A 2,367-nucleotide genomic window follows, 5' to 3' on the forward strand; every position below is an offset into this window, starting at 1 on the left:
CTACGACGATGCCCGCGCCTTCGGTCAGGTTGATGCCGTCGAAGACGATGTCTGCCTCGTAGGCTTCCGGCTCGATCAACTCCCGTCCGGTCTTTGAGCGCTCCGTGGTTCGGGGGTGTCCATGCGTCGGGCGCATTCCCTTTGTCCGGGTTTAAGAACCCTTCCGGGATGATCCCTTTTCATGGGGGCCATTCCGCACCGTCGGTCGGTTCCGGCTTTTATTGGGTTCAACGGATTGTTCCGATTTCCTTCGCTCCTTTCCGCGGCCCGGAAAATATTTTTTTTCAAATTTGGGCCTTATCCTCGCCTTAAGGTTTGCCGTGCTACCTTCCCGTCAACGATTGAGAACGCAAACGCATCAGTTGCATAGCGATCGGAAACCGTAACCAGACGGAGGCAGTAGAATGAAAAAGCTCATAGTATTACTCGCAACAGGCACCCTCGCCGCCCATGCGGCCGACGTATTCCACGAGTTCACCGCCAGCGATGGCCGCAAGCTCAAGGCCAAGGTCATCTTCTTTAACGAGCGGTCGAACACGGTCGAAATCGAGCGCGAGGACGGAACGAAAATCTCAACCCAGCTCGGGGCGTTCGATCGCGAAGACCACGACTATATCCGGGAGTGGGGGCCGATCTCCACGTTCATGTCCGAGACCAAGGTTCCGGTCTCCGTCAGTTGCGTAAAAGTGCGCTCCTGGAAGGAGAAGCATGAGTCTTCCTCCGGTGGCGGCAATCAGCGCGGCGGCGGTGGCGGCGGCATGATGGGTTCGCTGGGCCAAGGCGGCGGTGGCGGCGGTGGCGGCGGCGGAGGCGGTATGCAGGGCGGCAACGAAGCCAGCGTGGTTGCCACCGACAAAAACGAGGAATTCCGTTACGAAATCAAGCTTTTCAACCGCACGGATATCCCGATGAAGAATATCGAGGTGGAATACAACATCTTCTACGACCAGGACCAGGCGGTGCGTGTCGGTTCTTCTTCCGAAACAACACAACCGAACGACCGGGGTGGACCTCCCCAGGGCAACCGGGGCGGAGCGCAGCAGAGCGGCACCTACTGCGTCAAGTCTGGCGTACAGACCACGGGTGGCCGAGCGCAGATTCCGGAACTCGGGCACCGGAACCGCAGAACCATTCAAACCGATAGCGTCGTCATCCTGAACCGATCCGCCACCAGCGAGGCGGAAGGCGAGCTGATCGATCTCGAGGGCGAACTCAAGGGCATCTGGGTCAAGGTCTCCATGCGCGCTCCGGACGGAACACTGCGGATTCGGGATATTGCCCAGCCGCCGCAACTCATCCGATTCCACGATTGGGCCCCCATCAAATAAACCGCTATCTCCCGCAAGGGATTGGAATAAACCAAACAAGCTAAGGAGTAAAATCATGAAAGCACAACTCTCAGTATGCATCCTGCTCGCAGCCGCGACCACCATGGCACAGCAAGGCAATGGGAACCGCCAGCCGATGAGCGCGGCCGAAATGATCGCCAAGCTCGATAAGGACAACGACGGAAAAATCTCGAAAACCGAATTCAACGGTCCGGATGAGCACTTCACCATGTTCGATGCCGACAAAGACGGCTACATCAGCGAAAGCGAGGTCCCCTCCGGTCCGCCCCAGCAACAGCAGGGTCAGCAGGGCATGCAGCAGGGCCAGTCGAACGGCCAGAAAGGCCGGCCGGGCGGACAAAACGAGTCGGCCGCCTCCTTTGTGACTCGGCTCGACAAGGACGGCGACGGCAAGGTTTCGAAGACGGAATTCGATGGTCCCGCCGATCACTTCACCCAGTGCGACGTCAACAAGGATGGCTATATCTCGTCGGACGAAGCTCCTTCCGGCCCGCCGCAACAGGGCGGCCGCCGCTAATTTGCAATACCGGCTGCCCGGGGGTGCCTGCCTCCCCACCCCCATCCCCAGGCCCTCCGGGTAGCCGTCCTTTTCCCCATCCCCCCAAAACGGTTCCGGCCATTGGACTTCTCCGATGGCCGGAACTTTTTTCGTGCTCTTGCGCCGTGCGGCCGTTCCCCGAGCCCGGCGTCTTTGTCCGTTTTGCGGAGCACTATGTGCCAAAGGCACAACACAATTTAGCATGGGGCGCAGCCCCATGAATCCCCGCAATCAAAGCCACTCGCCCTGAAGGGGCGATGCCCAAGGCTCAACCTAGTAAAGTAAATGAACCACAGATTAACGCGGATAAACACAGATGCATGAACAGGCTCTTCCTCCGGCGGGAGAGGGGGACCAGCTCCAGATCTCCTGGAGGATCGGTGTCCATCCGAGGCAATTCCTTCCGCTTGGGCGGAATTGTGTGGTTCCATTCCCGGATTTCGGTTTATAACCCGACGCGCCGAAATGTTTCTGCCGCCC

Annotated in this window: 2 protein-coding genes; both read left to right on the plus strand. The window is 59.0% G+C overall.

Going from position 1 to position 2,367, the window contains the following annotated elements:
* Positions 1-404: 404 nt before the first annotated feature.
* Entirely contained in the window at positions 405-1,328 is a 924-nt protein-coding gene (locus ABYO54_RS15975; protein ID WP_372809226.1) for a hypothetical protein, read from the plus strand.
* 55 nt (positions 1,329-1,383) lie between these two features.
* On the plus strand, positions 1,384-1,866 hold the full coding sequence (locus ABYO54_RS15980) for a hypothetical protein (protein ID WP_372809227.1): 483 nt from the start codon (positions 1,384-1,386) through the stop codon (positions 1,864-1,866).
* Positions 1,867-2,367: the final 501 nt, after the last annotated feature.

The organism is Pontiella sp. (assembly GCF_041622395.1).
GTDB lineage: Bacteria > Verrucomicrobiota > Kiritimatiellia > Kiritimatiellales > Pontiellaceae > Pontiella.

What these genes read in the sequence shown, in the direction of transcription:
- ABYO54_RS15975 (WP_372809226.1), top strand. Translation starts at nt 405, where the DNA reads ATGAAAAAGCTCATAGTATTACTCGCAACAGGCACCCTCGCCGCCCAT.
- ABYO54_RS15980 (WP_372809227.1), top strand. Translation starts at nt 1,384, where the DNA reads ATGAAAGCACAACTCTCAGTATGCATCCTGCTCGCAGCCGCGACCACC.